The organism is Hydrogenophaga sp. PML113, from assembly GCF_001777155.1.
Lineage (GTDB): Bacteria > Pseudomonadota > Gammaproteobacteria > Burkholderiales > Burkholderiaceae_C > Hydrogenophaga > Hydrogenophaga borbori.
Window position 1 is genome coordinate 1 of record NZ_MIYM01000025.1, and the last position, 5,276, is coordinate 5,276.

A 5,276-nucleotide genomic window follows, 5' to 3' on the forward strand; every position below is an offset into this window, starting at 1 on the left:
GCAGCCAACGATACGCGGCGAAATACCGAACAGCAATCCCTTTGAAATCAACAAGTTACCTGCCCATGCCCGCGCCGTTGCTGGGGAAGCGAACCGTCACTTTTGACACTGAAATCAAATGGACCCCTATGTCGAGCAAAGACGTTGGCCTCCGTATCCGTGTTGGGCGTCATTGCACATCCCGGAGCGTGACATCATCAACCCGGCCTGCGATCCCATGCACAACGGCAAACTCATCCACACCACCCGCCGTACGCTCCCCGGGTAGCTCAGCGAGGAAACTCTCCGGAAAAGAAAACTTCCGCCGACCAGGATTTCCCATCCTGACGCGAGATCCTGGTGCTCTATCTTTAATGGTCTCTGGCGTGGACTTGATTAGCGCCGGCCGGGTTTTTTTCACCATCGTCCGCGGCGGGTGCCGTCGGCTGGCCCGCGCCCGCTTTGCGGACGATCTCGTACAGCGTGAACGCGTGCCTGGACAACACCCTGTGCTTGTGGCGGATCAACAATATGGTCTGCGTGGGCGGTTTTTCCTGGATATCGACGATCGCCACCTTGTCCGCGACGTCCAGCGCCTCCAGACAGGGCGGGCACAGCGACAACAGGTCGGAGCGCTTCACATGCGCGATCGCGTCGACAAACGAGTCGCAATGCATGGCGACCCTGGGGCCGCCCAGCCCGTATCTCCGGAACATTTGCGCAAGGCTGGAGCCGCCGCGGTCCAGCGGACCGTTGACGATCCATTCGGCGTCGGCAAGCTCGCTCAGGCGGGTCGCATGCCTGAGCGGGTTCGAAGCCCTGGCCACAATGACGGACTGATGGCTGGAAAGCACATCGACCGCCAGGGAATCGTCCAGGATCGCATCGAAAACCGGACAGATGATGAATTCGACGGTCCCCGCCATCAAGGCGGCCAGCAATTCGGAATACGGGCCATTGCGGCACCGGACCATGACGTCCCCGTGCCGCCCCCGGAATTCTTCGAGCGCGGGCGGCGCCACCACCAGCGCGGCCAGCGGCGAGGCGCCGATCGAGACGACGGGCCGCCCCTGCATTTTCATGGACGCCTCGGTTTCGACCCGGGCCACCTCGGAAAGAATCAGCCGCGCCCGCGGAAGCAGGTGCTCGCCGCTGGGTGTCAGGGTAATGCCGCGCGAGTTCCTGACCAGCAGCTCAGTGCCCAGGGAAATTTCCAGCCGCTTGATGGACTTGGTCAGCGAAACCTGGCTTTGCTGGCCATGCAAGGCGGCACGCCGCAGGCTGCCGTGCTCGACGGCCAGAACGAAATCCCGCAGCTGCTGAAGCGTCAATTCGATTCTTCCCGAAAATACGCGACCGCACTGGCCAGGCCGCCCCTTCCGGCTATTGGGCCTGAAGGTTCATGGCTCTCAGGGTCTGCTTCCAGCGCTCGGCCTCGCCGCGCAGCAGGGTGTCGGTTTGCGCGGCTGTATTGGACTGCGTCACGTACACACCAAGGTCCCGCAAGCGCTGCTTGACACCCGGGTCGGCGATCGCCTGGTTCAAGGCTTTGTTGGCCACGGCGACCGCTTCGTCCGGCGTGCCGGCCGGCGCCACCATCGCGTACCACGACAATACCTGGGCCTCGGGGAATCCGGCTTCCTTCAGGGTGGGGACATCCGGAATCTCGCTGACCCGCTCGGGGGCGACTACCGCGAGCGCAGTCAGTTTACCGTCTTTCAGGTAAGGCAGCGCAGTGCTCAGGGGCAGCATGGCGAAAGACAGCTCGCCTTTGAGCAGCTCGGGCATGCCCAGCGGCGTGCCTTTATAAGGGATGGCGAACAGGTCGATGCCGGCCGACTTCTTCAGCATTTCGGTATTCAAATGCATGGAAGTGCCGACCCCGGGCATGAGATAGTTCAATTTCCCCGGCGCCTGCTTGGCTTTGGCCACGAAATCGCGCAATGTGGTCACGCCCAGCGACGCGGGCACGACCGCGACCACGGGCGCCGTGGCAAGCTGCGCGATCCCGCGAAAGCTCTTGACGGGATCCCAGCTGACGCCCTTGACCAGCACCGGGCTCGTCACGAAGCTCAGCGTCGCCAGCAGCCAGGTGTGCCCGTCGGGGCGCGCGTTGGCGACGGTGGTGGTGCCGGTAATGCTTTGCCCGCCGGGCTTGGCTTCCACCACCATGGGCACCCCCATGATGGATGAGGCCTTATCGGCGATCACCCTGGCCACCAGGTCCGGCGTGCCGCCGGCCGGGAACGGCGCGACGATCGTGATCGGCCCCGTCGGATACGATTGCGCGTGCGCGAAAGCCGCCGGCCAGATCGCGGCGAATGAAACCATCAAACAGGATAAGGTCCGCATGAACATATTGTCTCCTCAGGAATGATCGAAGCGGCGGCGGGAAATCCCCGGCCGCCGCCCTCCGAAAAACCGCTATTAAAACCGCTATTTATTCGTTGGCCAGTTCTTCACGGATCCGCGCCAGCTCCACATTCCGGGGCCGGGTGATTGCGTACGCCCTGCCGCGATACGCCTGGGGCCGGGAAGCCAGGGCTGGCGCATTGCCCTTGACCAGCTCGTCGGCGGCCTGCAACAGCGACCGGCGGCATTGCACGATGGGAAGATCGGTCTTGACCAGCCGCTCGCGGCTGCGGTCGTGAATGCGCCCCTGGCTTTCCTGGATCGCCAGGTCCTGCAACTGCGCGCTGGGAATGCCCGTGAACGACCGGGTGCGCTGCTCGGCCCTGTCCTGCAGATAATCGTTCTCCCGGGTCCCCTTGGGCAGATAAGTCCCCGGAACCAGCTCGGCATAATCGAATGCGCCGTGCTTGTAGCCTTCGATCTCCTGCTCCGTCAGCGCGCGTTCCGCATGCCAGCGGATGCGATACCACCAGCAGTTTTCGTCGTCGATGGGAACGAAAATATTGGCCCGGCACACATTGCCCGGCGCGGTCGGCACCACCACGATGACAGGCATGAACCAGCGGGCAATGCGCCAATAGTAGGCGTCGGCGCCGGCTTCGCGGCGCGCGGCAATCTGCAGGCCATGCTCGACCCGGTCACAGAAAATCGTGGGGCGTCCGTCGTCTTCGGAATACTTGATCATCTCGCCCAGCCCGAAGGTGTCCGCCTTGCCCGTGCCCCCTTCGAGATCCTTGTGCAGGAACGAGATATGGGAATAATCGATGCTGCCCTCGAGCGCCTGCAGGTAGTTGCACTTCATGAGGCATTTCGAGACATAGCGCTGCTCGGGCGCGACCCGGCAGAAGTCGAGCTCGGGCACGTCGGCGGGCGGCTGCGCCGGGCCCATGTAGGCCCAGACGATGCCGCCGTGCTCCCGGGTTTCGTACGCGGTGGTGCCCATCCGCTTCAAGACCTCCGGCCCACAGGCATCGGTCGGGATATCGACGCACTGGCCGCGGACATCGAACTTCCAGCCGTGATACGCACAGCGTAGGCCCGACCCTTCGTTGCGTCCCAGATAGAGCTCGGCGCGGCGATGGGGGCAATAGGCGCTCAGCAATCCGACCTTGCCGTCGGTATCCCGGAAGGCCACCAGCTCTTCGCCCAACAGCGTCACCCGCAGCGGCGGGCCGTCGTTCTCCGGCAGTTCCTCCGACAACAGGGCGGGCAGCCAGAATTGGCGCAGCAAGTCGCCCATGGGCGTGCCCTGGTCGATGTGAGTCAGTGTGATGTTTTCTTCGAAACGCATGCTCGATTCCTTGTTCCGATGCCACCCTGGCCATGCGTCATGCGGCGAAATAGCCTGTGACCCGTTGCCCGTGTCACGTGGCACCTGCCGGGTGATGCTGCGTAACTCAGTGGCGCGGTGACGCAGTGGCGCAGTGATGCGGTGATGCGGTGATGCGGTGGCCGGTATCGTACTGTGCCCGGATCCGGCTCAATAGAGCCATCTTCGGATCGGTGATAACCTAAAGATATCGACCCAGCCCGGAGACACGGGATCGCAGCCCCACTCATCCCGCCCTTAAAAGGAGAAGGAAATGTTGCTTACCGACCGGCCCCGGCGCTTGACTTTGATGGCGGCGGCTCTTGCTTCGTCGGCACTGCTCTCCGCGTGCGACACGCTCGACGAATGGAGCGCCGAGGAATACCAGCACAAGTGCGAAAGCCTTGGAATGCTTCCGGCCTTTTCTTTGTCTGCGCTTGTGCAAACCGGCCAGCGAGGCGGGTTATTGACACTTGAGGGGCAGGCATTCACTCGCCGCCGGGCTTCTTCCTGGTCGGCTTGGCTTCGGCTGGCGTGATACGGGCCAGCAGCGCGGCGGATTGCTCTTTGAGCGTGTCGATTTGCCCTGCCATGCGTGCGGCTTCCTCGCGGGCCTGGCCGGCGGCTTTCGTGGCCTGATCGCGTTCGGCCTGGGCAGCGGTGAGGCGTTCGGCCATGCGGTGCGCTTCGGTTGCTGCGGCCTTGCGTTGTTCCTGGTGCGCTTCCTGTTCGGCTTCGGCCTTGGCCTGCACCTTCGCCAGTTCGCCGCGCACCTGGTCGAGCTGGGCGGCGGCGGCCTGGCTGGTCTGGTGCGCCCTGTCCAGCTCCGTGCGTAGCTCACCGGCGCGGCGCTCGATCTCCTGGGCGCGGGCCTCGGCCGTGTGCGCCTGCTCCTGGGCGGCGGCCAGTTGGCCGCGCAGCTCGGTAGCTTCGCCGCGTGCGGTCGCTTCGGCGGCCTCGATGGACGCCAGGCGGGATTGCAAGGCTTCCAGCTCGCCGGCCTGACGCTCGAAAGCCTCGGCCAGCTCTTGCCGCATGGCGTCTTGCTCTGCCCGCTCGGTTTCCCATGCGGCCTGTGCGCTGCGCAGGGATTCGTTCGCCAGCTCCTGGGCCTGCTGCCAGATCGTCGCCACGGCGGCGCTGCTGGCCTGCTGCACGGATTCCGGCACGGCTACGGCCACCGGCGCGGCCTGGGCCGTCTGCGCCCTGCGCCATTCCTTCATCACGGCACTGGCGGCGTTCATGTCCACGCGGGCGGCACGGCGCACGGCATCGACCGTGGGCATCGTCTCGCGGCCCGACTGCTCGAAAAGATCGGCGGCGGCGGCAATGATGCGTTCGCGCACGTCGGCGGGAATTTGGGGGGCTTGCTGCGTCATGGCCTTGGCTCCGGCGGATAAGATAAGAATAATAATATTATTCTTATTGTTCTTATGCAAGCGTTATTTGCGGGGTCCATTTGATTTCAGTGCAGAAAGTGACGGTTCGTGCCTCCCCGCAGAGCGAGGATTGGCGCGGGGTCTGCTCCAGGGGCGAGCGTAAGTGCTTGTCACGCTTTGAGTTTCTGTTGGTCTCC

General features: G+C 64.0%; 4 protein-coding genes. All 4 read right to left on the reverse strand.

The genetic code is table 11. The features are described from left to right. Positions 1-350: 350 nt before the first annotated feature. On the reverse strand, positions 351-1,310 hold the full coding sequence (locus BHU06_RS21755) for a LysR family transcriptional regulator (protein WP_070401330.1): 960 nt from the start codon (positions 1,308-1,310) through the stop codon (positions 351-353). Positions 1,311-1,362: 52 nt separating this feature from the next. After that, positions 1,363-2,337 carry a tripartite tricarboxylate transporter substrate binding protein gene (locus BHU06_RS21760; RefSeq protein ID WP_070401331.1) on the reverse strand — a complete coding sequence of 325 codons (975 nt, stop codon included), beginning with the start codon at positions 2,335-2,337 and terminating at the stop codon, positions 1,363-1,365. A gap of 82 nt (positions 2,338-2,419) precedes the next feature. Further along, positions 2,420-3,682: a Rieske 2Fe-2S domain-containing protein gene (locus BHU06_RS21765; protein ID WP_070401332.1), complete on the reverse strand. Its 1,263-nt coding sequence runs from the start codon at positions 3,680-3,682 to the stop codon at positions 2,420-2,422. 506 nt (positions 3,683-4,188) lie between these two features. Then, positions 4,189-5,079, reverse strand: coding sequence for a DNA-binding protein (locus tag BHU06_RS21770; RefSeq protein WP_032490915.1), 891 nt, complete (start codon positions 5,077-5,079; stop codon positions 4,189-4,191). Between the last annotated feature and the right edge of the window lie 197 nt (positions 5,080-5,276).